This is a genomic window from Cupriavidus necator, from assembly GCF_040578825.1.
GTDB lineage: Bacteria > Pseudomonadota > Gammaproteobacteria > Burkholderiales > Burkholderiaceae > Cupriavidus > Cupriavidus necator_E.
This window is the reverse complement of record NZ_JBEFLI010000092.1, coordinates 1-23,824: the sequence shown is the minus strand read 5'-3', so window position 1 is coordinate 23,824 and position 23,824 is coordinate 1. Positions and strand designations below refer to the sequence as shown.

At 61.6% G+C, this 23,824-nt stretch carries 15 protein-coding genes and 9 pseudogenes; 7 read left to right on the top strand and 17 right to left on the bottom strand.

The annotated features are described in order from the left end of the window. Positions 1-421: 421 nt before the first annotated feature. A pseudogene (locus tag AB1I47_RS30005) lies at positions 422-1,633 on the top strand (IS701 family transposase); the annotation flags it as partial. A gap of 26 nt (positions 1,634-1,659) precedes the next feature. Here AB1I47_RS30005 and AB1I47_RS33910 read toward each other — a convergent pair. Further along, entirely contained in the window at positions 1,660-1,941 is a 282-nt protein-coding gene (locus tag AB1I47_RS33910) for a hypothetical protein (protein WP_407935938.1), read from the bottom strand. Between the two features lie 8 nt (positions 1,942-1,949). Here AB1I47_RS33910 and AB1I47_RS30000 point away from each other — a divergent pair. The 3 pseudogenes from AB1I47_RS30000 to AB1I47_RS33905 form a co-directional block, all read left to right on the top strand. Beyond that, positions 1,950-2,078: pseudogene (locus tag AB1I47_RS30000) on the top strand (DegT/DnrJ/EryC1/StrS aminotransferase family protein); the annotation flags it as partial. Further along, a pseudogene (locus AB1I47_RS29995) lies at positions 2,057-2,155 on the top strand (glycosyltransferase); the annotation flags it as partial. The pseudogenes AB1I47_RS30000 and AB1I47_RS29995, both read left to right, overlap by 22 nt. Then, positions 2,144-2,297 (top strand): annotated as a pseudogene (locus tag AB1I47_RS33905) (IS5-like element ISCARN85 family transposase); the annotation flags it as partial. The pseudogenes AB1I47_RS29995 and AB1I47_RS33905, both read left to right, overlap by 12 nt. Here the strand turns inward: AB1I47_RS33905 and AB1I47_RS29985 are convergent. The 11 genes and pseudogenes from AB1I47_RS29985 to AB1I47_RS29935 all read right to left on the bottom strand — a co-directional run. After that, positions 2,273-2,632: pseudogene (locus AB1I47_RS29985) on the bottom strand (DegT/DnrJ/EryC1/StrS family aminotransferase); the annotation flags it as partial. The pseudogenes AB1I47_RS33905 and AB1I47_RS29985 sit on opposite strands and share 25 nt — an antisense overlap. Before the next feature lie 57 nt (positions 2,633-2,689). Then, a pseudogene (locus AB1I47_RS29980) lies at positions 2,690-3,071 on the bottom strand (DMT family transporter). A 54-nt stretch (positions 3,072-3,125) separates the two neighbouring features. Continuing rightward, on the bottom strand, positions 3,126-4,862 hold the full coding sequence (locus AB1I47_RS29975) for a glycosyltransferase family 39 protein (RefSeq protein ID WP_354687314.1): 1,737 nt from the start codon (positions 4,860-4,862) through the stop codon (positions 3,126-3,128). Between the two features lie 36 nt (positions 4,863-4,898). Then, a complete protein-coding gene (locus AB1I47_RS29970; protein WP_354687312.1) occupies positions 4,899-5,408 on the bottom strand; it encodes a transposase in 510 nt (169 codons plus the stop codon). 347 nt (positions 5,409-5,755) lie between these two features. After that, positions 5,756-6,271 carry a TIGR01841 family phasin gene (gene phaP, locus AB1I47_RS29965; protein WP_354687311.1) on the bottom strand — a complete coding sequence of 172 codons (516 nt, stop codon included), beginning with the start codon at positions 6,269-6,271 and terminating at the stop codon, positions 5,756-5,758. Between the two features lie 194 nt (positions 6,272-6,465). Then, positions 6,466-6,666 carry a hypothetical protein gene (locus AB1I47_RS29960; protein ID WP_354687310.1) on the bottom strand — a complete coding sequence of 67 codons (201 nt, stop codon included), beginning with the start codon at positions 6,664-6,666 and terminating at the stop codon, positions 6,466-6,468. 398 nt (positions 6,667-7,064) lie between these two features. After that, entirely contained in the window at positions 7,065-7,592 is a 528-nt protein-coding gene (locus AB1I47_RS29955) for a hypothetical protein (protein WP_354687309.1), read from the bottom strand. A 123-nt stretch (positions 7,593-7,715) separates the two neighbouring features. Next, on the bottom strand, positions 7,716-8,057 hold the full coding sequence (locus tag AB1I47_RS29950) for a P-II family nitrogen regulator (protein WP_354687308.1): 342 nt from the start codon (positions 8,055-8,057) through the stop codon (positions 7,716-7,718). A gap of 50 nt (positions 8,058-8,107) precedes the next feature. Beyond that, positions 8,108-11,200: an efflux RND transporter permease subunit gene (locus AB1I47_RS29945; protein WP_354687307.1), complete on the bottom strand. Its 3,093-nt coding sequence runs from the start codon at positions 11,198-11,200 to the stop codon at positions 8,108-8,110. 9 nt (positions 11,201-11,209) lie between these two features. Next, on the bottom strand, positions 11,210-12,439 hold the full coding sequence (locus AB1I47_RS29940; RefSeq protein ID WP_354687306.1) for an efflux RND transporter periplasmic adaptor subunit: 1,230 nt from the start codon (positions 12,437-12,439) through the stop codon (positions 11,210-11,212). Positions 12,440-12,731: 292 nt separating this feature from the next. Then, positions 12,732-13,763: a TolC family protein gene (locus AB1I47_RS29935; RefSeq protein WP_354687305.1), complete on the bottom strand. Its 1,032-nt coding sequence runs from the start codon at positions 13,761-13,763 to the stop codon at positions 12,732-12,734. 538 nt (positions 13,764-14,301) lie between these two features. On the opposite strand from AB1I47_RS29935, the gene AB1I47_RS29930 reads away from it, so the two are divergent. Together AB1I47_RS29930 and AB1I47_RS29925 are read left to right on the top strand one after the other, a co-directional pair. After that, entirely contained in the window at positions 14,302-14,643 is a 342-nt protein-coding gene (locus AB1I47_RS29930) for a P-II family nitrogen regulator (RefSeq protein WP_354687304.1), read from the top strand. A 1,859-nt stretch (positions 14,644-16,502) separates the two neighbouring features. Further along, positions 16,503-17,448 (top strand): annotated as a pseudogene (locus AB1I47_RS29925) (Tn3 family transposase); the annotation flags it as partial. Positions 17,449-17,544: 96 nt separating this feature from the next. On the opposite strand, the gene AB1I47_RS29920 reads toward AB1I47_RS29925, so the two are convergent. The 5 genes and pseudogenes from AB1I47_RS29920 to wecB all read right to left on the bottom strand — a co-directional run bounded on the left by AB1I47_RS29920 (position 17,545) and on the right by wecB (position 22,853). Further along, positions 17,545-17,922, bottom strand: coding sequence for a hypothetical protein (locus AB1I47_RS29920; RefSeq protein ID WP_354687303.1), 378 nt, complete (start codon positions 17,920-17,922; stop codon positions 17,545-17,547). Positions 17,923-18,350: 428 nt separating this feature from the next. Next, positions 18,351-19,001 (bottom strand): annotated as a pseudogene (locus AB1I47_RS29915) (glycosyltransferase family 2 protein); the annotation flags it as partial. A gap of 288 nt (positions 19,002-19,289) precedes the next feature. Further along, positions 19,290-21,077, bottom strand: a complete 1,788-nt coding sequence (locus AB1I47_RS29910) for a polysaccharide deacetylase family protein (RefSeq protein ID WP_354687313.1) — start codon at positions 21,075-21,077, stop codon at positions 19,290-19,292. A 130-nt stretch (positions 21,078-21,207) separates the two neighbouring features. Beyond that, entirely contained in the window at positions 21,208-21,561 is a 354-nt protein-coding gene (locus AB1I47_RS29905) for a hypothetical protein (protein WP_354687302.1), read from the bottom strand. After that, a complete protein-coding gene (gene wecB, locus AB1I47_RS29900; RefSeq protein ID WP_354687301.1) occupies positions 21,558-22,853 on the bottom strand; it encodes a non-hydrolyzing UDP-N-acetylglucosamine 2-epimerase in 1,296 nt (431 codons plus the stop codon). Before wecB ends, AB1I47_RS29905 begins: the two co-directional genes overlap by 4 nt. An 874-nt stretch (positions 22,854-23,727) precedes the next feature. Between wecB and AB1I47_RS29895 the strand changes: the two are divergent. Then, positions 23,728-23,824: pseudogene (locus AB1I47_RS29895) on the top strand (IS5/IS1182 family transposase); the annotation flags it as partial.

The following is a 23,824-nucleotide window of genomic DNA, read 5'->3' as shown; positions in this document are numbered from 1 at the left end:
CTTCTGCCGTGGAACGTCGCCGCTCAACCGGCGTTGCAAGCCTAAAGCAGCACCATTCCTGTCTCGTCGTCAACCACGGTGCTGGCGATCCGCTTACCCTCGTCTTCAATAACCAGAATCTTCAATGCCCGTGCCCCCCGACTGGTTGGTCGTGATCGCGCTTGCTCAACTCTCGCGCGCCGTTGCTGGCCAAATATTGCGCCGCAGACTCGAAGTGGGTGGATGCATCGGACTGCCGGCAAGGCACCAACTCGCACTGTATTGTGATGTGCGTGATGGGATTCGCCAGCTGTTCCCGGATGCTTGGCAGAATCGTCGACGGGCTTAGGTAGTATGGTAGTGTGAACACGCCCTTCTAGTACTACTGTGTTAAAAAATAAGGCATTATTCGCTTGTCTTCAAGTGAGTTATGAGGAAAGCGATGGCAAGCTCTGCAAAGCGGTTCGAGGAGTACGTGTCTCTGATGGCCCAGTCCCTTGGACACGCTGACCGTGTCGAGCCGTTTCGTGGTTACTGCTCGGGATTGATGCTGCCGGTCAAGCGTAAGAGCGTTGAGCCCATGGCGGCGCATTTGTCGCCAGACCGGGTGCGTTCGGAACACCAACGTCTGCATCATTTCGTGGCCGATGCGCCGTGGTCGGACCAAGCGGTGCTTGATGCGGTGCGCAGCGGCGTGCTTGAGCAAGTTAGCCAGCGCGCGGGCCCGCCTGAGGCGCTGATTATTGACGATACCGGCTTTCCGAAGAAGGGTAAGCACTCGGTGGGGGTCGCTCGGCAGTATTGCGGCCAATTGGGTAAGCAGGACAACTGCCAGGTCGCAGTCAGCGTCTCTCTCGCCAATGAACACTTCAGTCTGCCGGTGCGCTACCAACTGTATTTGCCGCAAAGCTGGGCAGATGACCCGCAACGGCGTGAGCGTGCCAAAGTGCCCGAGGCACTTGAGTTCGTCACCAAGCCGATGCTCGCGCTGCAATTGCTTGAGACCCTCGGTGAAGCGGAATCGCTGCCCGAACTGGTTCTGGCTGACGCTGGTTACGGGGTGAGCACGGAGTTCCGCGAGCAACTCACGGCGATGGGCTTCACCTATGTGGTCGGGGTGACTGGGGCAGTGAGCCTGCAGTCGCAAGCGCTGGCGCCGCTGCAAGCAAAGGAGTTGGCCATGCAATTGCCGTCGCGGCGCTTTCGCACCGTCACGTGGCGCGAAGGAACCAACTGCGCCTTGTCGTCGCGTTTTGCGGCAATGCGGGTGCATTGCGCCTCCCGCGCAGCCGGGCCAGGCGAGGCCAGCGCGCAGCAATGGTTGCTCATCGAGTGGCCCAAGGAAGAAGTCGAGCCGACCAAGTACTTCCTCAGTACGTTGCCGGCGGATACACCAATCAAGGAACTCGTGCGATGCGCAAAATTGCGCTGGCGTATTGAGCGCGATTACCAGGAGCTCAAGCAGGAACTCGGCTTGGGGCATTTCGAGGGACGTGGCTGGCGCGGCTTTCACCACCACGCGACGCTGTGCATAGCGGCCTACGGTTTTCTCGTCACCGAACGCCTGGTGGCGCAAAAAAAAACTCCAGATCATCGGTTACTCGGCGAGGTGTCTTCCTTACCCGAAGGCTTCCGGCCCCGGGGCGCCCCTGCGTAAGCAGCGACATGTGGCGGATTCCATCACCACGTTGCGATTGGAGCTTGCCGCCGCGCTACTTGCTTGCCTTGAACGGTGCCCGTGCTGCGGCCGGAAAACCGAGTAGTTGTTAACACAGTAGTACTAGTCTGACAGTACACCTTGTCAAGGATGCCCAGGTGGATGCCGAACGGTAGCACCAGGCCGACCGCGGCGTTGACGTCGGTCAGGTTAAACTTGCCGCCGGGCTCCTCGACATCCATGCCGTCCTGAATGGGCGGGTAGTGCACGCGGGTGCCGATGCCGCGCTCGCGCAGCGCCTCCATGACCAGACATGCTGCCGTATGCCGAACGCATCGGGCGCGGCATCGTCACGCTGCCGCTGTTCCCCGCGATGCAAGCCACCGATGTCGAGCGGGTCTGCGCAATCCTCAGCGAAACATGCAAACGTCTCTCCAAATGAGCTCGGTCCAAGTCTCGGTCGTCATTCCGGTCTACAACGAAGAAGACGGGCTGCAAGCCCTGTTTCGCCTTGATCCATGGGAATACGATCGCGAGATGTACAAGCGCAGAAACGAAGTTGAGCGCCTGTTTCGGCGCCTCAAAGGCTTTCGTCGCATCTTTTCCCGGTTCGACAAGCTGGACGTGATGTTTCATCGCATTCATCAATTTCGCGCTCATCGTGCGTGTGCGCGAATCGATGTCGACGAACACCGGCCGCGCGCCGACTGCCAGCACCACGTTGGCGGTGGCGACCCAGGTGATCGGCGTGGTGATGACTTCATCGCCGGCGCCGATAGCGGCAATGCGCAGCGCGATCTCCATGGTCGCGGAGCCATTGGCGAAGGTGCGCACCGGGCGGCCGCCGAAAAGGTCTGACAGCGCGGCCTCGAAGGCCTGCATCCTGGGGCCGGAGGTGATCCAGCCAGAGGCCAGCACCTTGCCGACTTCGGCAATGGCGGCGGCGTCGATGTCGGGCCGGACGAATGGCAGGAACTGGGGAGCGGATGCGGTCATGGCAGGACGTTGCGATGCGGTCGGTGTCGGATCAGGTGAGGGGCGCGGGCAGTTGCGTCAGGAGCGGGCGATCAGGAAAACGCCAGCCAGTATCAGCAGGATGCCGGCCACGCGCCAAGGGGCCGATCATCTCGCCGAAAGCCACCAGGCGGCCAGCGCATTGACGACATAGCCGAGCGAGAGCATCGGGTAGGTAATCGACACGTCCACGCGCGAGAGCCCCACGATCCACACGCCCACGCTGACCACGTACAGCGTCAGCCCGGCCAGCACCGGCCAGCACCGGCCACTGGTTCAGCACGCGCAGAGCCGTGAGGAGCAGGGTGCCGCGGTCCAGCGTGATGGCGCCGATGGCATTGACGCCAGCCTTGAGCAGCAGTTGCGCCGCCGCATTGAGCAGCACGCCGCTCAGGATGAACGCGAAGGTGGAAAGCGTCATGGCGCTGCGTAGTGCAGGAGTTGCAGGAGTTGCAGGAGTTGCAGGAGTTTCAGGTTACTGTCCTGGGGGTTGCGTCTGCGGGCCATTGCCCGGCAGCGCGAAATTGGCGACCGCCACGCGCCTGCGGTCGCCTGCGATCCGGTGCATCGGCACGCCGCGCGCCGCCAGGGCGTCATAGGTGCCGGGCGACATGATTGCCACCGCGCGCTGGCCGTCCTGCCAGCGCGCGACAAAGCCGTCGACGGTCGGGATCCACTTCTGCGGTTCCTGGCCGATGCCGAATTCCAGCTCGTCCTTGTGCGCGACCATGATGGTGGTGCGGCGCAGGTAGAACGGCAGCGTGTGATCCAGCATGCCCACGCTGTAGAGCGGCATGTCCGGTGCCAGCACGGCGTTGATGGCGGGCACCAGGTCCACGCCGGAGCTGGGCCGGCCCATGGCCTCGTGGCCGCGCAGCGCCACCGTGACGCAGACGAACATCGCCAGCGCATAGGCCACCACGCTGGGGAACACCCCGCGCGTGCGCAACAGCCGACACGCTAGCAAGGCGCCGGCCAGCATCACGGCAAAGGCGATGCCGATCCACAGTGCGAATTCGCGATAGACCGTATTGGGCGTGCCGGGCTTGTCCATCATGCCGACGAACGGGCATGCCAGCAGCCCGACCACGCCCAGCGCGATCATGGCATTGACCTGCCAGCGCCACGTGCGTTCCGTCACCGTGTCCAGTGCCACGCCGGCCAGCAGCGCCAGCGCGGGGAAGATCGGCACGATATAGCCGGGCAGCTTGGAGCCAGACAGGCTGAAGAAGACAAAGATCGCCACGGCCCACAGCGCTGCCAGCAGGGCGGGCTGGAATGGCCGCGGCGAGGTGCCGCGATCGACCCCGGCGCGCTCGCGCACGGCCTGCCACATTTGCGGAACCAGGCCCAGCCAGGGCAGGAAACCGGCCAGCAGCAGGGGCACGAAGTACCAGATCGCGCCTTCGCGCTGGTGCACGTTCGAGGTGTAGCGTTGCCAGTGCTCGTGGATAAAGAAGAAACGCAGGAATTCCGGGTTGCGCTCTGACACCAGCCAGAACCACGGCACCGTCACCACCAGCATCGCGACGATGCCGCCCGGCAGATGCAGGCGGCGCCACAGGCCGAAGTCGCGCGTCACCAGCGTGTAGACCACCAGCACCAGCCCCGGCAGCGCCAGCCCGACCAGCGCCTTGACCAGCACGGCCACGCCCATCGCCGCCCAGCAGGCCAGCATCCAGTTGCGGCGTTCGGCGCGGCTGGCATCCGGGTGCTGCGCAAGCAGCATGAAGGCCAGCACGCACGCCATGGCGCCGGCCAGCGTCATGTCCAGCGAGTTGAAGTGGCCGGCGATATTCCACATCGGCGCAGAAACCAGCACCAACCCCGTCAGTACCGCCACGCGCCGGCCGTACCAGCGTGCCGCGGCCAGCATCGACACGCCCAGCCCCAGGATGCCGGACAGCGCCACGCACAGCCGCGCCTGCCAGTCGCCCACGCCGAACAGCGTGTAGGCCAGCGTGGTCACCCACAGGTGGAATGGCGGTTTCTCGAAATACTTGAGTTCGTGGTAGCGGATCGTCACCCAGTCGCCGGTAGCGAACATCTCGCGGGCAATCTCGGCGTAGCGGCCTTCATCGGAGCGCAGCAGGTGGCGCATATCGAGGGTGCCAAACCAGACCAGCAGGATCAGCAGGCTGATCAGTACGACGGTGCCGGTGGCGGTCCCGACGGATGGCACGGCAACCCGCGAGGTCGGCGAACTACGAATAGATCTCCTGGAAAAGCACGACGGATCCATCGTGCTTCAGCTCGAAGTGCCAGACGCCCGAGCGCGGCAGCGCCACGCTGCGCTTGGGTCCAGTCCGTACGACTGCCACGTCTGACCGCCCACCCCGGCAGCCGCCTTGCGCTCCAGCGCAAAGTAGGCTGCCCGCAGGCGGTCGACTGCGTAGATGTGATGCATCAGGGTGGTGAACTTCGCACCCGGTCGGCCTTTGGCCGTCTGTCGTATGCCGTCGAGCGCCGTTCCCATGTCATATGCCCGCCCCAATCTGCGGGACATGCGCGCTGCGACCGCATTGCCCTTGGCCTGCCGAAGCTCTCTACGAAGATGGGTCAGTGCCTGGCGCTCGGCAGTGCTCAGGCCATCGTGACGTTTACCGGCGTCACGGTCGGCCTGTGCGACCCAGTTGTAGATGGTCTGGGCAGTGGGTTCGAATTCCTTGGCCAGGTCTTCCGGCGTCCGGCCGGCATGGACCAGGTCAATCATTTGCTGCCGGAAAGCAGCGGCATACGGCACTCGAGTCTTGGCCATGATGGGTACCCCCCCTACGGTTCAAGATAGCGGGTGTCAAAAAAAAGGGTCAACTCCATGCACCCTTGCGGGTACACACGCATGACTCGGGGCCGCCGTGGCTGGCTAGACCTTCAACGTATGACTCTTTCATTCACAACACTTTGCCGGTTTTGACCGGCGCACAGGATCGACATGCCAGCTTTACCCGCCAAACCTTACGCTGCCGAACTGCAGCGGCAACTACGCACCCTGCTCGGCCACGAGCAGATCGTCATGCAGGCCTACGGGCGTCATCTGCTGATCAAACGTCTGGACGACGAGGAGCCGACGGTGGTGGCTCGGCTGACCGAGCTCGGCCGCAATCGCTATGCCGCGGTGGCGGCGATGTCCAAATTGCTTTCGGCGACTTCGATCGCTTGCTTAGTCGTTTGCTGCACGGTGTCGCACAGCGTGGTGGTGGCGCTCACCGCCGATTGCCAAGCGGCCACGGCGGCCTCGGAGCCGGCCGGGGCGCTTTTCGTGGCGCTGTCGATGACGTCTTGCATCCTGCGCTTGTTCGCTTCATATTGCGCTTCGGCGACTTTCGCGAACTCGGCTCGTGTGGCGGAAGTGATCTCAACCCATTGACGGCGGTACGCCTGTGCCTTCTCGGTCGCTGGCTGCCAAAGGCTGGCTTGCAGCGCCAGCAGCTCCTGTATGTCCTTGGCGTCGAACGCTCTCTGGATGTTGTCCTGGGTTTCCGCCACGGTCGCTTTTATCGTCTGCAGATTCAGTTCAGCCAGCTTCTCGAAGGCGGCGATGGTCTTGTTCGTCAAACCAAACAACAGGTCGAGGTTGGCGGCTTGCAGGGCCGAAAGCTGTTCGTTGGGCAACGTAGGCATGATGAATTCCTGAGGTTGAACCCGCCGGCATCTGTGCGAGCATCGTGACGCCACACTGGCGAGACTGGGTTATGGGGATTGGCTCGGCACCTCACGCCCCCCCGGCGAGTCGAGGCGTGCCGCCAGCTGGAAGAACTGTGGCCAACGGCGCCGCCACGGACAGGTAGGAGATGCGGTGTGGGCGAGGCAGCGCCTTAGCGAAACCGCCCGACGGCTTTCAGTAGGGAATCGCCGCGCGAGGTGAGGCGAGGACACGCGAGACCGGAAGGCGGCCGGTTTTCCAGCGTGACAAGTTGATGCGCTAGCAGCGTGTCAATAGCCACGGGATCCAGTTCCTCCGGATTCGGGACTTCCTTGACCAGAATGAGTGCGGCAATCTCATGAGGACTCAGCATGTTAGTCTCCTGCGTCGTTTTAGTCTGCGAGAAAGCGCAATCACTGTGGCCGCACCGAGCGCTTGGCTCATGCGGCGAAGTGCGCTGCCTCTGCGAGGTCCTTGGCCACCGGGCGCGTACCGTGCGCGCCGGGAAAATTCATTCAATACCGCCCTATACGAATTATCAAGGCGTGACATGAATTTTTCAAGACAGTCTTCGGCAGATTGACGTCCACGTGCGCGTAGCAGATCGCCTTGCATCTTCCAGACTGTCCTGCATTCACTGAGCCAGGCACACCAATATCGAGCAGGACCTTCCGCGTCATCATCGCGAACAGCTGGCTGGCCAGGCCGGTCCGTGCAGTGTGAGTTGTTCCAGTGGGCGGGCGAGTCTCCAGCGGATGGCGCTCGCCGGGATCAAGGACGTGATACCGCCGATTGTGCCGGCTGGCAACGGGAACGCGAGGTCGGGACCGGCACTGTCGCGCAACCGGCGCATTGGTGGTCATGGCGGACGACCTCCAGGGCGCGCTTTGTCATTCGGATTTCGTAGTCCTCACCATCGATTGGTAGAAAAACGAAGGTACGGTAAAGGGTGCGCGGAAGATGTGATGCATAGACGCTGACGCGAACCTTGTATCCTGCTTCAATCCAGACCTCGCGAACAAACGACTTCGGCTCCATCGTTCTCTGGCCATCCATGTCAAGCGCAAATGCTGCAGCCACGGCGTTTTCGGTCGTCGGCGCCGGTTCTGCTGAACCGGCGCGGGCAACCGGAATCAAGTCAAACCGCGATAACGTTCTACAGCTGGGCTCACGGCCGATATCGACGCCCGCAAACCTTGCGTCGGGTGCCAAGCCTTCCACCGATATTCGAGCGCGGGCACGCGGGCTGTCAGTGGGCTGCACAAACGGTACGCAGGCCGCACTGCTCAATGCAAACAATGCCACTACTCCGAGACATCTCATTTTCGGCTCCGTAGGTCCATGAATCGATACCAAATGGGTCCAGCTACTATCAACCGAGAGACCGAGAGACCGAGAGAAGCAAAGGGTAGGACGCGGGAATCAATGGATACGCACCACGTGCTGAATTTCACTCATGAATATCCAGCCCGCATCGGGTTGCCCAGTGGCTGCGGCCTTTGCAATGGCATCAGTCAGAATAGCGGCCACGTCGTCAGCGCATACGAGTTCGAGCTTATATTCTGCGATAACGGCTTCAGCAAGCTCCATCGAATAGTGTTGCTGCGTGGGATCCCCACTCGCGAGCGGCCGCTGCACCTTGGACACCGTGATGTTGTGGCACCCATTTTCGGAGTTACTCATGTCACAGTGACCGGAGTCTTTCAACGCCTCTATGACGTTGGCGATACGGTGTTGTCGAATGAATGCCTTGATCTCTTTCATTGGTATTCCCCTCGCAGCGGTTCCATTGCGGAGCAGTACACAGTGTGTTGTCAGGTCGAATCACGTTTGCGTTCCGCGCGACTTGCCACCCACTCGTACATGAGCGGCAACAGCAAGAGCGTGAGCGCTGTGGATGTGATGAGGCCACCCACAACTACGGTCGCCAAAGGTCGCTGAACCTCCGCTCCCACCCCTTGCGAAAGCAGCATGGGCACCAGACCGAGTATTGCCACTGAGGCTGTCATTAAGACCGGGCGCAGACGCAGCGTCGCTCCTTGGCGCACCGCCTCGCGGATCGACAGGCCCTGGCGGCGCTGATCGTTTAGAAAAGAGACCAATACAATGCCGTTCAGCATTGCCACGCCAAAGACGGCGATGAATCCAATGGCGGACGGCACAGAGACGTACTGGCCCGTCAATGCCAACCCGAAGACACCGCCGATCACGGCGAACGGCACGTTAGCAATGATGAGGGTGGCGTGGGTAAGCGAATTGAATGCCGTATACAGCAGCAGAAAGATGAGGCCGATGGTGAGCGGCACGATTAGCACCAGCCGCGCCATAGCGCGCTGCTGATTCTCAAAAGCACCACCCCATTCGATCCAGTAGCCCTCGGGGAGCTTGACTTGGCCTCGGATCTTTGCTTCGGCTTCACGCACGAAGCCGTCCACGTCGCGGCCCTTTACGTCCATCTGCAACACGGCGTAGCGCTGCAGTTGCTCACGGCGCACGAATGTGTATCCCTCGTCCATTTCCACCGTCGCGACTCGCGACAGCGGCACGAGCGCCCCGGCCCGGGTGCGCAGCGGTATGTCGCTAATTGCCTGCCGGCTGTCGCGATATGCACCATCGAGTCTGACCTGAATGTCGAAGCGACGCACCCCATCGATGAGGGTGCTAACCGCCTTGCCCCCTATGCCGGCCTGAACGACTTCCAAGATATCATCGGCGTTGATGCCGAAGCGCGCTGCTGCTTCCCGGTTGACCTTTACTACAAGTTGAGGCTTACCTTTGTTGGCTTCCAGCGAGAGATCGGCGACTCCGGCAACAGCCCCGAGCACAGGCTTGATCTGAGCCGCCAAACGGTCAAGCACGGGGAGGTCGGACCCGTAGAGTTTGAGCGCGAGCGTGGCGCGAACACCGGAGATCAATTCCTCAACCCGCATCTGGATTGGTTGGGTATTTGCAAGTACCACGGTGGGCAGGGCGCGCTCAAGTGTTTCCTTCATTCGATCAGAGAGCTCTGGCATCGAAATCTTTTCCTGCCATTGCTCCGGCGGTTTCACATCCACCAGTACCTCCATGTAGTTGGCGTCGTTAGTCTCCCCCTTCTCTGCCCGACCAATGGTGGCTAAGACCGACTTCGTCTGGGGAAAATGCTGCTTGAGCACCACATTCATGGTCTGGGAGATGCGCACCGATTCCTCCAGCGAGGTCGAAGGGATGCCAGTCACCCGGAACATGATGGTGCCCTCCTGCAGGGTAGGCATGAACTCTTTGCCGAGAAATGGGAACACAGCCAGCGCCGCGGCTAACAGCAACAGGGCGGCGGCAAACACCTTTTTCTTGTTTTCCAGCGCGCGCTCGAGCAGGGGTAGATAAGCTGCCTTGACCCAGCGCACCAAGACGGTGTCTCTTTCCGCCTTGGGTTTCAGAATCAGCGCCGAGAGCACCGGAATCAGGGTTAGCGTGAGGATCAGCGAGCCGACCATGGCAAAGGTAATGGTGAGTGCCATTGGCTTAAAGAGCTTGCCTTCCAGCCCGGTGAGGGAGAAAAGGGGCAAAAACACCACGATGATGATGAGGATGGCGAAGGCGATGGGATTGATCACCTCGCGCGCCGCTTCAAGGATGACATGGGTGCGGTTCACGGCCGTTCCGGCTTGATGCGAGAGCAACCGGAAACCGTTTTCCACCATCACTACCGCGCCATCAACCATCATGCCAATGCCAATAGCCAAGCCAGCCAGTGACATCAGATTGGCGGACAGGCCGAACTGCTGCATCAGCAGGAATGCCATGAGCATAGCCAGGGGAAGAGCGAGGATCACTACCAGGGCCGAGCGCACTTCGCCAAGAAATAGGAACAACACAATTGCCACCAGAATCGAGCCTTCGATCAAGGCGCTCTCAGCGGTCTTCAGGGCCTTCTTGACGAGGTCCGTGCGGTCGTAAACCGGATTCAGCGTAACCCCGTTAGGGAGTGCCTGCTGAGCAAGCTGAAGCTTCTGCTTCACTGCATCCACGACTTGCTTTGCGTTTTCGTGGATGCGGGCGAGTGCAATTCCGAGCGCGACCTCCCGGCCGTCTCGGGTAACTGCGCCAAAGCGGACGGCGGGGCCTTCCTTTACCTCCGCCACTTCATGCAGGTGAATCGGAATTCCCTCCCGCTCGGCGACGACGATATTGCCAATGTCCGTCGTATTGGCAACTAGCCCCAGGCCGCGCACTAGATACTGCTCTTGGCCAAGATTCACATACTGTCCGCCGACTTGCCGGTTATTTGCCGCGAGAGCCTCCATGACGGCCTTGTAACTCAGACTGTACTTGATGAGCTTTTGGGGATTGATCAAGACTTGATATTGCTTCTCTTGGCCGCCCCACGTCGTCACATCATCCACACCCGGAGCCGTACGCAGCATAAGGCGTACGCTCCAGTCATGCAGGGTGCGCAGATCCATTGCCGAGAGTTTCTCGTCGGCCGACTCAATCGTGTACCAGAACACTTGGCCGAGTCCGGAACTGTTCGGTCCCAAGGTTGGTTCGCCATAGTCCGTCGGTATGCGCTCGCGCGCCTCCTGCAGCTTTTCGCCGACGAGCCGTCGGACAAAATATATGTCCAGGTCGTCCTTGAAATAGACGCCGACATATGACAGCCCGAAGAGCGACACCGAGCGAATCTGCTCGACACCTGGTAAGCCGGCCATGGTAGTCTCGATCGGGGCAGTCAGAAGCTTTTCCACATCCTCCGCAGCCAGTCCCGGCGACTCTGTGTAGACATTCACCTGGTTCGGCGTGACATCGGGAAAGGCGTCCACCGGCATCGTCAACCAGGCTCGCACGCCGAGGAAAACGACCACGGCGAACCCCACCAACACGAGCACCTTGTAGCGAAGCGACAGATCGACGAGTTGGCTCAGCATGGCGGCCTCCTAGTGGCCTTCGCCCAACTGGGCCTTCATCAGGCGCGCCTTGAGAGAAAAGGTCCCCTCCGTCACCACCCTGTCGCCCACTGCGAGCCCCTTCTTGAGCATGACGCGCCCGCGTAGTTTTTCACCCAGTTCCACCGCGCGGGGCTCAAAGCTGCCGCTGCTCTCCTCGATAAAGACCGTAAGTTGGCCCTGCATCAAGACCACTGCCTCCTCGGGCAGCAAAAGGGCTTTTTGGCGCTTGCCGCCGCTTGTTTGAATGGCGGCCGTAGCGAACATTTCGGGCTTGAGATGCCCGTCTGAATTGGTCACTTCCACCCGAGCCTGGACAGTCCGGGTTTCCTTGTCGACGACGGCCGCGATGTAGGTGAGTCGACCCTGAAAGGCTTCGTCGGGATAGGCAGCGACGGTGACAATGGCCGGCGCACCGAGTTGGACTCGGCTGAGATCCTTTTCGAACAGGTTAGCCTCGATCCACAACCGGGAAAGGTCCGCCACGACGAAAAGCTGTTTGTCCGGCTGCGCCAACTCGCCTAAGATGGCGTGCTTTTCAATGACCGTTCCCGTGACGGGAGATAACAACGGGAACGTGGAGACCGCCCTGCCATCGGCCGATGGCGCCTGACTCACGCCCAGCATGCGCAGACGGTCGGCAGCGGCGGCGAATGCTGCCTTCGATTTTTCGTATTCGGCATGAGCGCGTATGTGGTCCTTCTTGGCGATAATCTGCTCGCCGTACAGCAGCTCCGCCCGTTCGAAGTCGGCTTTGGCCACCGCTTGGACCGTCTTGGCTTGAAGATAGGCCGAATGCGCTTCGCCGACTTCTAGGCTGTCGAGCACTGCGAGCGTCTGGCCAGTTCGCACCGCATCGCCCAGATTGGCCTGGACTTTGACGATACGCCCGGTTACTCGCGGCGCCACGTGGGCGATGCGATCCTGATTGGGACGAATCGTTGCGGTCACCGTCAATTGTTCGCTGACTTCCTCTTCCCTCAACACCGCCGTCTTGATACCTGCCGAGCGGATTTCGTCAGCGCTGAGCTTGAGTTTTCGCCCCCCGCTGCTCTGTACGTCAGGGGAAGCGGCGCTACCTTGAGCCGATCGCGGGCCGCTCTGCTGGGAAGTCGAAGCTTCCTGCGTCGAAGGGTCGTCGCGACCGCACCCGGTCAAGACCAGTACCGACAACCCGGCGGCGACGATGCCGAATCGTTGCAATAGAACGAGGACTTTCATGCTTGAGCCTTCGAGGCAGAGATTCCTCAAGTAGTTCTTGCTGCTATAGCTCGACTGGAGGCTTCATTACGGCCCTACCCAGCCTGCCGTCTGTTCTAGCTCGGTCATGGCCTCCAGCACCTCGCGACGGGTGTGCAGCACCTGCCGCGTCGCAAGCCCAAGTTGCGTGACGCTGATCTCCCCAGCCCGGTAAGCTGCCGTGGACAGACGCTGGTCTTCCCGCAGGGTTGCAGAACAAGTTCTCCAGCCTGCTGACCCGCTTGTGCACACCTCCCCCACTGCTGCCATAGCGTCATGACGCTTGCGCGTGTATCGCGGATGGCGGTCTGCCTTTCAACTGGGCGTGAGTGAGCTCTGTGCCACCTCGCCTGATGCCTGCTGCATTGCGGCGAAGCAGCGGCAGCGGTAGCGAGACGCTTAAGGCAACAATTCGCTCGCGTCCCCGAACTGGACCTTCGCGGCCGGCAAAGAGACTTACGGTGACGTCCGGATAGACAGCGGCGCGCTCCAGGCCAAGCCGACTGCGGGCTGCTTGTTCCCGAAGGTCGAACGCGCGCAGTCGTGGCCGGTTGGAGGCCAGCGCAAAAAGGTGTTCAAGGGAGTATGGGGACGGGCCATTGGCGAAAAGAGAACCTTCAACCTCCGGAAGCGCCTTCGCCTGCAATTGCAGCATCGCAGCGATCTCGGCACGGGCGCGCAGAAGCTGCTCTCGCGCTACTTCCAATTTGTTAATGGCGCGCCCCAGTTCCACCTCGGCAAGGTTGTGATCAAGCTTCTTGTCTTCGCCAGCTACGAACCGTGTCTTTGCAATGCTGACATTCTCTGGAATCAGGGTGACTAGTTCCTGTTCCATGGCAACGCGAGCTTGCAAGCTCAGCACGCGAACGAACCGCTTCTCCACTTCGGCCCGCACCAGCCACCAAGCTTCTTCCGCGGATTCCTGAATCGCCGCCAGATCTTGTTTGGCAGCCGCCCGGCGGTATCCTTGTTGGCCTGCAATCTCAATCTGCTGACTGACTTGTGCCCGCCATTCGCGCTGGGTGTCGTCGCCGACACTGGGGTTGGGAACCATGCGCCGCAAGCCGTTCGCGCTCACGTGAGGATTGTTCCAGAGCAGGCCCCGGCTATCGGTGACTTGCCCCTGCGCTGCTGCAAGGCTGGCTTGTGCCGCCTTGAGCGTTGGATTGGCGTCTTCGGCGATTTGCCAAGCCTGTTCCACAGTAAGGGGAAGTTCGATAGCGAAAATGCCCTGGGCAGCCACCAATAGAACGAGTGCGGCGACAATGCAGGTCAGCCGGTGCAACCAAGCAGGGTTCGAGAGCATGTTTTGTCGAAATCGCCGATTGATTCGAAAGACCGCAATGACACCGAAAATGAAGCCGGAGAATGCCGTTGCCTGGCGGCTCAGAAAGGTACCTGCTCAGCGCAGCCTGCCTGCGGATACCGTTCGCGAATGCAACCTAGACGGGTAGACCGCGCCCGGCGCGCCAACGGCGATTCGTGGCTCGCACTTCCTTCGCGGACCAATTAGGCAAATCGGTCCTAGTCTCTGTGAAGATTAGTCCTCAACGGTGGAGGAGGCAACTTCTGCATGGGCGGCGATGACCTGGGCGGTCGAAATCGGATAGGGGCGAAAAAATATGCTGAACAAGTAGACACAGTAGCTCGAACTAGGCGCCACATCGCGACGCGCCACCACCATGGGTAGATAGGCAGCACCCGGAGAAGTCGATATGGGGGACATGCCGAACCGCCGCTTCTAGAAAAGCATTTCGCCTGCGCTATTAGCGGCTTGCCCGTGGACAAATGACATTCCGCGACCAATAATTCTTACAGAGTCGCATCAAGAAGGGGGCATAGCCATGAAACAAATCATCGCAATTATTCCTCCGCATCGCCTGGAAAGCGTTGAGACTGCCCTACATGAAGCCAGTCACTTGCCCGGCTTCACCTGGTTTCGTGTGCATGGCCATCCGAGGGGAACCGGCCCCCATCACGCTTTCACCGGCGCTGAGTGGAATCCCGACGCACACAATCAAGTCGCGGTAATGATGTTCTGCGCTGATGAGGACTCGGATATCATCATCAACGCCCTTCGCCTGGCGGCCTATACCGGTAATCGCCATGATGGGCTAATCGCCGTTGTAAACGTCGAAAGTATTCTTCGGATCCGGACTGGTGAGCACGGTGATGCTGCTGTTTGAAGGCGAGGCCGATAACCCGCGGGGTGATTCCGATGTTTACGAAGATTGCAGGCTCATTACTTCTTCGCAATGAAGTGACCTACTCGCCGACAACGCAGCAGTCGCCAGCGGATTGCAAAATTGCCATGAATCTGCAATTCGTTCGTAATGAGTCAAATGAACTACCGGTTCAGCGGCTCTGGCAGCGTAACAACAAACGGTGAGTCGATTCTCTTCAACTCGAAGGAGGAAAGATGAAAAGGCATTGGTTGCTCGCGGGAGTGAGCGCTGCCAACGCACTGCTGTCGGGGGCCGCTATGGCCCACGACGATGTGGGCCCCGTGATCGGGGCGCCAAGCGTAGTGGTCGGCGTTCCGCCGTCTGCGCCGCCACCTCCAATCTATGTTGCTCCGCCATCGCTGTATGAGCCGGCACCCGTCTACTACGGCCCGCCGCCGGTGCTGGTTCGTCCTCGCGTATATTTTGGGCCGCCCCGCTATCAGGGCTACCCGCCGCGGCGTGACTACGGACCGCCCCCAGGTCACGCGCGTGGCGCCGGAATCGGGCATGGAAGTCGCTGATGATACGCCGCAGGCGACGGCAGAGAATCAAGAATACGCCTCATTCTCTCATGCGCTTCCAAGGGCGGCGCCATAGCCGCCAGGGTGCCATTCATTACCGCAGAGCAACGCCTGCTTTAGTGACCGCGAGCCCCGTAAGCGGCATGGTGACGACCACGGTCTGGCTCATGTCGGCGATGTTCGCTTCCGTGCTGCGGCTTGCCATGCGACTCGCGCAGCGCAGGGCCATGCCCATATGCAGGGTGCGCGTCTTGCGCCACCGCAACCGCGGGCATGATATGCACCGTCCCAGGAGCCGGTGCACGGCGATGTCCGTCCTGCGTATAGCCATGTGTCTGCGCACTGGCGTTGGTGAAGCCTATGGCTAGCGCCGCGCCAAAAAGGATTGGAAGCTTCGTCACGTATCTCTCCTTGCGTATTGGGGAAAGGAGCATACGACTTAAGCATCCCACTGAGTACCGGTACTCCTAAACAATTGTTAGCGCTTGTAACGGTTCTCCTCGTGACGACCCGAACGGCAGTATTTTGGTGCGGCCAGCGCCATCATCGGCCTGAAACCCCCAAGGGCCGCGGATCGGCGCCAACGCGGCGGGAATCGATATCGGCGCATCGGGCCACTGGGGTCGCAGTACCCCGCTAGTCACTGACGGTCCCGTGCGCGAGTTCGGCGTGAATTGTTACGTCCCGCGCAATCTGAGGTTTGGGGAGGGCCGTTTATCCCGCGAACGGCTGGGGCGATTTTCTGAACATCTGCGCAATCAGCGCGAGACGCAACGGACATAAGGAAGGCCAGTACTGCTCTGATATCGCGTGATGTTTTCCAGGCGCCACACGACAACCGTCGGGCATTACGAGTCTGTAATGACGTTGTAATCCTTGCTCCATCCAACGCACATATCGTTGAACTGCGCTTTACCTTGCTCTCGACAAATGGTCCTCTCATGAATAGCGTCGTCGTCTGCTCAGCCGCCTTGACTTGCGTCATGACAACGCCTGCGACGGGGATCCCGATGAGCAACGAGATTCTCGCTGCAAAGAGGGTTGTAATTCTCGGGGCGACGTGCGATGCCACTGCATCGGATGAGTACCTCCTTGCATTGGCCGCGAACCCACGCCATCGCCTCGTCAAGCACCCCCCGAAGCAAAAATCTTCAGCGAGCGCCGGCGAGCCGTCCGCAGTGGGCGCTTCCTCGCCAGCCCCCTCCCCCAAAAAGCCCGCCAATTAGTGCCCCGAGTTGCACCAAGGGCGCATTTCCTGGTGGAGCTTCTGTTTCCCGCGTATAACCCGGCCACCGGAGAAGTGAGAGGTGGCGGCGGAAAGTCGGACAGTCGGCTAATACCTCGGCGGCGATCCACTCGCGGTGCAGCGCTTCGTTTTCCAGCACCGGCGCTATCTGGGAACTGTGCGTGCTCTCCCATATGGTGAATGAGCTGCGCTCCGGCGACCTATGCGTGGTGGGCTCCGATGCCTTTGCCGACTACCGGGTGTACTTACTGCCTTGGCGGGAATGCGAGCGGCGCCTGCCGGAGTACTGCGCAAAGCTGGACATGCCGGCCAACGCTAAGGACTTCGTGGCCCAACTGCGCCAGTGGCTCTCCGACACCGCACGCACACTGGATAGCAGTTTTCCCGACAAGCGCCAGCATGTCACCATCGGCCAGGGCGGCGAGCCGGTGCTCAAGCGTACCGTCGCCCGCGAGATCCCGGCGAGCGCGGTGGCGCTGCAGCAGGCGCTGATCCGGCGCATGCCCACGCGCAACCTGCTCGACGTGCTGGCGAATATCGAGCACTGGACTCACTTCACGCGGCACTTTGGCCCGCTGTCGGGTAGCGACCCGAAGATCCGCAATGCCGCCGAGCGGTATCTGCTGACCATCTTCGCCATGGGCTGCAACCTGGGTCCCACCCAGGCCGCCCGGCACATGGGCGAGCGGGTCACGCCGTACATGATGTCTTTCGTCAACCGCAGGCACCTGAATCTGGAGCGGCTCGAAACCGCACAACGGGAACTGATTGAGCTGTATCTGCGGCTCGACCTGCCCAAGCACTGGGGCGACGGTAAGACTGTGGCGGCAGACGGCACGCAGTACGACTTCTACGACAACAACCTGCTGGCCGGCTATCACTTCCGTTACCGCAAGATGGGCGCGGTGGCCTATCGGCATGTGGCCGACAACTACATCGCGGTGTTCCTCCATTTCATTCCGCCCGGCGTGTGGGAAGCTCTACGTGATCGAGGGGCTGCGTTGACCATTTGCCGCTTTGGCCTAGGGAAAACTCCTCGTCCAGCGATGCAGGCCGGCGGCAGGCGCGGCCTTGATAGTAGCTATGTGCGTAGGCTCAGCTGCAGTATTTCCTCTGGTCCACCACCGTCGCCGGGCACACGTCAGCGCCAGTGGTAAAGGTCTCGACCACGTCAGCCTCCTCGGGCTGTTGCCCCATAATGAGTCGGTGCGCGAACATACCCTTACCGCGTTGTTCGCCGCTGTCAATGTAATACACATCCAGGCTCGCGCCGTAGCAAAGCGGGCCTACGCCCGACAACGCCATAATGTCGCGGACCTGGCAGAGTGCCTCGAAAAAATCCGAAGCCATCAGATCAATGACTTGATCACGATAGATGGCACGCAAACGACAGACGTCAGACTCTTCGCTCGCCTCGAACCGGATCAGTTCGTCCGGTGCGCCGCCACCGAGCGGAACGATAAGGGTAGGCATGGCAAGGGATTCCAAGATTGACGGCCTCACCGCATTAAAGTGGGACCATTGCGAATAATAATCGCGTTGCTCTGCCAGAGTGGCCGGAGTGATCGGGGCCTCGCAGCCAAATGCATCCGAAGGAACGATATGCGAGAACCGGAATCTCTATAGCCTCTAGGCGTCTGCGCGCGCAACCATCGTCACCAGCGGATCGCTGGTGCTTCCGTACAACTATTCTAGGAACGCCTCCGCCGCTGTCGGCATGAAGGTGCCTGTGACGTGGACGACAGGCCGCAAGGCGCTGACCGGGTGCGCCAGGCCACGCTGGCCAGACTTCTCGTCCTGCCGCTCGACCATCGCGCGAAAAACCGCGGCCACGGCGGCAACCTCCAGCGTGTGTTCGCCATCGATCGCCAGCGGACGGACGTCGCGCCGGCGCTGCCATTCAAGCACCGCCGGCAGCCCATCGGCACCACGCGGCCCATGGTCGCGCCGACCTCCGGATCGAAGAACGGGGCCACCAGTTGCTTGAGCAGGCCCACCGGCGGCAGGTAGTCGGCATCGAACACGACAATGATGTCGCTGGCGACGGCGTCGCTCGCATCCTTGAGCGCGGCGGCCTTGCCGGGCTTGCCGCCGGTGCGGTGGAACGGGGTGATGCGTCCCGGGTACTGCCGCACGAAGTCGTCGATGATCTCGCGCGTGCGGTCGCAGGAGCGGTCGTTGACGGGCATGATGGTGAGCCGGTCGACAGGATAGTCCGCGTGCAGCAGGCACGTCAGCGAACCGGCGATCACCGCCTCTTCATTATGCGCCGCGACCAGCACGGTCAGGGTGGGCCAGTCCGCGATATCAATGTCCAGGTAAGGGTGGCGTTGCGTGCCGAACAGCCGGTTCAGCGTGAACAGGTAATGGCGCACGGCATAGAACAGCACCAGGCCGATGATCACCATGAGCATGACGGTCAGCGGCGGCACGATAGCCTTCGCTTCCGGCAGTTCCGCAGCCTTTAGCGGCGGCGGCGGCTTCGGCCACGCGCGCGGGCGCAATGTCGGCTCCGTCACGACATCGCTTTCCAGCGTGTCCGGCCGCACCATCGCAACGTCAACGGCCGCGCTGGCCGGCGCGGCGGCGTGCTTCACGGTTTCTGACAGGAGCTTGGGGACGGCTTCGGCAGCACCGGCTGCGGTGGCGAAGGCCTCTGCGCGCCGGGAGGTTTCCGCGGCCGCAGTCTCGGGGACGGGCATGGAGAATACCAGCATCCCACTGAGCGACAAGAACGCGCTATACGCCAGATGCATGCTCGACGACCCCTGCAAATGAATGTGGTGGCGTGGCGCCGCTGCCGCGCTCGCCGTGCAGCGAGCGCGGCCGGCCCCTGCGTGTTACTTCTTGCCGCTGGTGAACCCCAGCGAAGCGCCTCCCTGCGATGTCACGATCCAGTTGTTGGTATCCCATGTCACCAGCCCCAGCCCTTGCGTCACCACCGGCTGCGTGTATGCCGTCCTTGGCAGCACCCATGCCATGTCGGTCAGGTCGCTCGGATGGCTGGCCTGGAAGCTCCAGGCGTTGCCGGTATCGGTGGCACTCCAGGTGACCTGCTGGCGCCGCTGGCCGAACTGCGCCAGCGTGTCCATCGTGTACCAGTTGAACAGTCCGCTTGCCTTCACGTTGTCCGCCTTGTTGAATATGACGTTGAGCGTCTTCGGGTATTGGATAGCGCCCACCGGGTGCATGTAGATCAGCCGGCTGGTGCGGTTCTTCGCCACGAAATCGATGAGCTGCCGGTACCAGGTGTTGATGTCGGCCACGGGCACGGTGAATTCCTCGAACTCCTCGAAGGTCGCGTACTGCCCGAACGGCATCACCGGGAAGGCGCGGATGGTCTCGTTGCTCCGCACCCCGTCGCGATAGCTGCGCGTCGGCGCCATCCCGGTATGGCCGAGGAAGTAGTAGCCGGTGTTGCCGTTGGCTTCGGCCCAGTTGAGCGACCACTGCGGCGTATTGCCTTGCGGCGCGGCGTACTCGACCGCGGCGCGTCCAGTCACGCCTTCCACGCTCTGCTTGTTCAGCACCAGGTACTGTTCGAAGGTGGACTGGTTGGTCTCGCTGGCGTTGGCACCCCAGTAGTCGTGGATCCATCCGCCATGACTGCCGATCTTGTGCCCCTTCGATTGCAGGGACAGCATCAGATTCTTTGCCGCGGTGTTCTGCGACAGGTTGATGCCCTTGGCGTCGCCGAAGTTGATCTGGTCAGGGCCCGCAGTCACGGAAATGGAGAACGGGCTATTGCTATTGTCGAAGGTGCCCCAGGTATTCATCTCCACCGCGGGCGCGATCTGGTCGCCGGCGCAGAAGTGCCAGTTCAGCACCAGCCCGCCACGCGCCTTGGGCTGTGCGGACAGCCGCGCCGTCTTCATCAGGTTGCCGCCGAAGTAGCGCAGGAAGCCGTGCATCAGCATGCCGTCGGTCTGTCCCTTCAGGTAGGCGAGCGGCAGGTTGACGAACAGCACGCTGCCTGAGCCGAAGTTGCGCAGCCCTGCCACCAGCCCGAAGTTCGGAGACGTGATCAGCGCGGAGCCGGTATAGGTGCCCTGCGTGACGAAGCTCGGATAGATCAGGAAGCCATAGACGTAGCCCGAGATACCTTCGATGGGAGGGGTCGTGCTCGCGTCCCACACCATCGACTTGCCCGGCGGCACCTGCAGCGTCCTTAGCGTGGTGCCCAGCGCGGTGATCGGCCCCACGCCGATCATGTTGCCGAGCAACTGGTCATAGAGCACATAGTCGACGCCGGCGAGATTGCTGAGCCGGCTCTTCTGCGGTGCGTAGAAGCCGGTGGGGGTCAGCGCGCCGAAGTCGTAGACCAGCATCAGCTTGCCGCCCTGGCTGGTGTAGGTCTCCAGCGCCGCGATCAGCGCATCGCTGGCGTTCACGTGCACCTGGTCCGGCAGGATCACGCCCGAGAACTGCGCGGGGGTCGTGCCTTGCTGGAACTGGGTGTCGGTGATGACGGTCATCTTCAGGCCTTCTTCCTGGGCGCCATCGAGCCAGGCCGACACGCGCGGATCGGGAAGTGAGAAGCCGTCCGGCACCAGCAGTGCGATCTGGTTGGTGGCGGCGTGCGAGATGGCCGGCAAAGCGAGCACCAGTGCCAGGCATAGCTGGAGCACCAGGACGCTGCTTCGCCGCAGCAGTGAATAGGATTGGTAGAGCACGGTCTTCTCCCAGCGCGATGACTACAAGTGGCCTCGGCATGCAAAACGCCGCGGCGCATCGACGTACGCGAGCATGCAGAGCCCGTCAGTCCGGTTCGGCTCCAGGCGCCGGCGCGAGCGTGTATGTGCCCGCCTTCACCTTGGCTCCGGCCTTGAGCTTCTTGGGCTTCTTCGCCTTCAGCTCATCCTTGAGAGCCTTGAGGGCTGCCTTGTTCTTGCCCTTCTCCGCCTCGTACGCAAAGTCGATCTGGAAGCTGTGGTCATAGCCCAGCAACCCGCCGGGATCCAGCGGACTCGCCGGGAGATAGAGCGGAGTCTCGGCCGCCACCGCGGCGGCTTCCTGGGTCAGTGCGGCATGGGCGGGTGCCGAGGCAAGGGAGGCGGTGAAGAGCACCGCTGTTGCCGCTGCCGCTAACCGTGTCATACGTGAGCGCTTCATTGACTTGCTCCTGCTAAGCGCGGATTGCCGGGCACGTAGCAGCCCTTGCGCCGATCCGCTGTTGTCATTGATGCTGCTGGTTCCTTTCGTCCTGTCGTCCTGTCCTCGACTACGCCGGCATCGGCCGACTCGGCGCCGCATTCCCCATACGGGTCTGGTCGTTCGGCCTGCAACGCAACGACAATGCGTTCGCTGGCGCGGCCGTCGCCGAACGGGAACGGGTTGTGGGCGCGCGACATGCAGGCGTACTCCTCGGGGTCGTTCAGCAACCGCTCCGCGGCGGCGAGAAGGCGTTCCGGGTCGGTGCCCACCAGCCGCGCCGTGCCGGCGGCGACGGCTTCCGGCCGCTCGGTGGTTTCTCGCGTCACCAGGACCGGCTTGCCCAGGGCGGGCGCCTCCTCCTGGATGCCGCCGGAATCGGTGACGATCAGGTAGGCGCGCGACATCAGGAACACAAAGGGCAGATAGTCCTGCGGCTCGATCAGGTGGATGTTGGGGTGCCCGCTCAGGATCGCCTGCACGGACGCCTGCACATGCGGGTTGAGATGCACCGGGTAGGCGATCTGGATATCCGCATTGCGGTCCGCCAGCATGCGCAGCGCCGTGAACAGGCGCTCGAACGGCGTACCGAAGTTCTCGCGCCGGTGGCCGGTCACCAGCACCAGCCGCCGCGACTCGTCCAGGAAGGGATACTGGGCGCTCAGCTGGCACCGCATCTGCGCATCGGCATCCAGCCGGGCCTTGACCTGCAGCAGGGCATCGATGCCGGTGTTGCCGGTCAGGCTGATGCGAGCCGGATCGACGCCTTCGCGCAGCAGCGTTTCCTGTGCCTGCTGTGTTGGCGCGAAATGCCAGGACGCCATCACGTCGGTCACGCGCCGGTTCATTTCTTCCGGCCAGGGGGCGTTGAGATTGCCGGTCCGCAGTCCCGCTTCGACGTGTCCGATGGCTACGTTGCGGTAAAAGCCTGCGAGGGTGGCGGCCAGCGTGGTGGTGGTGGTATCGCCGTGGACCAGCATGGCATCGGGCAGGAACCGATCCAGCACGGAGTGAACGCCCGAGAGCACACGCTTGGTTATGTCGGACAGGCTCTGGCCGTGGCTGATGACGTTGAGGTCGAAGTCCGGCACGATCTCGAACAGCCGCAGTACCTGGTCGAGCATCTGCCGGTGCTGGCCGGTGACGCAGACTCGCAGGTCGAAGTTGCCTGACTCCCTGAGCCGATGAATCAGCGGTGCCATCTTGATGGCCTCAGGGCGGGTCCCGAATACAGCCAGAACGTTCTTCGGCATGTCGGCCTCTCTCGTCTTGCCAAGGGGGTCTTGCCGGCGCGTTGGCTGGCGACTGCTTGCGATCGCCTGATCCCTACGTTCCTGCAGGAAGGGCGCCGTGGCTTGTGTCAGCCAACCTGAGCATGATCAGCGCTTTGTGATGTCAGGACGTGCACACCACAACGGAGGAGAGCGATGCTTGTGCCATCACTCGGTAGCCCGTTGAATTCATTGCGAATTCTTCTATGTCGCCAAGAGCATGAGCTGACCTCCGGCGCTAGCGCGGTTGCAGCGTTGTTACTGAATCCGCCACGCGCATCGGGATTTCGATCTCAACGCGTAGTCAATGCTGCACCGCACAGCGCCTTACCTCTTGGATAAGTGGCATTGCAGGCGGCGGGCGCCAAGGACGAGGGGCTATGTCGGGTATCGGAGGCCCGGGCCGGGAGTGCACCAGGCTTGTTGCGGCTTGGCCGGGCGGGATATCGGGGACAGGATGAGGGCGGTGGGAAGGGTCGGCGACAAATGGCTCGGATTAAACCGGCGGCCTAGGACAAAGGGTGGATGGACGAGGGGAAGGCCATATGCAGTCGCGTCTGAAACTCATTCATTTGGATGAGCCCGGTAGGAATGAGGCTGGCTGGCTGTGCCGTTGCAAGAATGAAACATCCTGCAGATCAGTGTTAAATTTAACTAACAATATCGATAAAAATGCAAATTTGTGGCGTTGTATGGGAACAAACAAACTGCGACTGACTATTTTTGTCAGAAAGTCCAGAAATGAGAGAAAGCCGCCGCGCCCTGGCGTTGCGCCCGCGCTTACCGCTGCCCGGCGCGGCTTTGCCTCAATCCAGCCGGATGTTGTAAAAGCTAGGTGCGCTTAAATTCGCGCTTACGAAAAACTGGTCCGAACCCCACGGATCGCTCGCGACCAGGTTCCAAGCATCACATCCTCGTCGATGCAAATGGCGTCCCCATCAGTGCAATCCTGA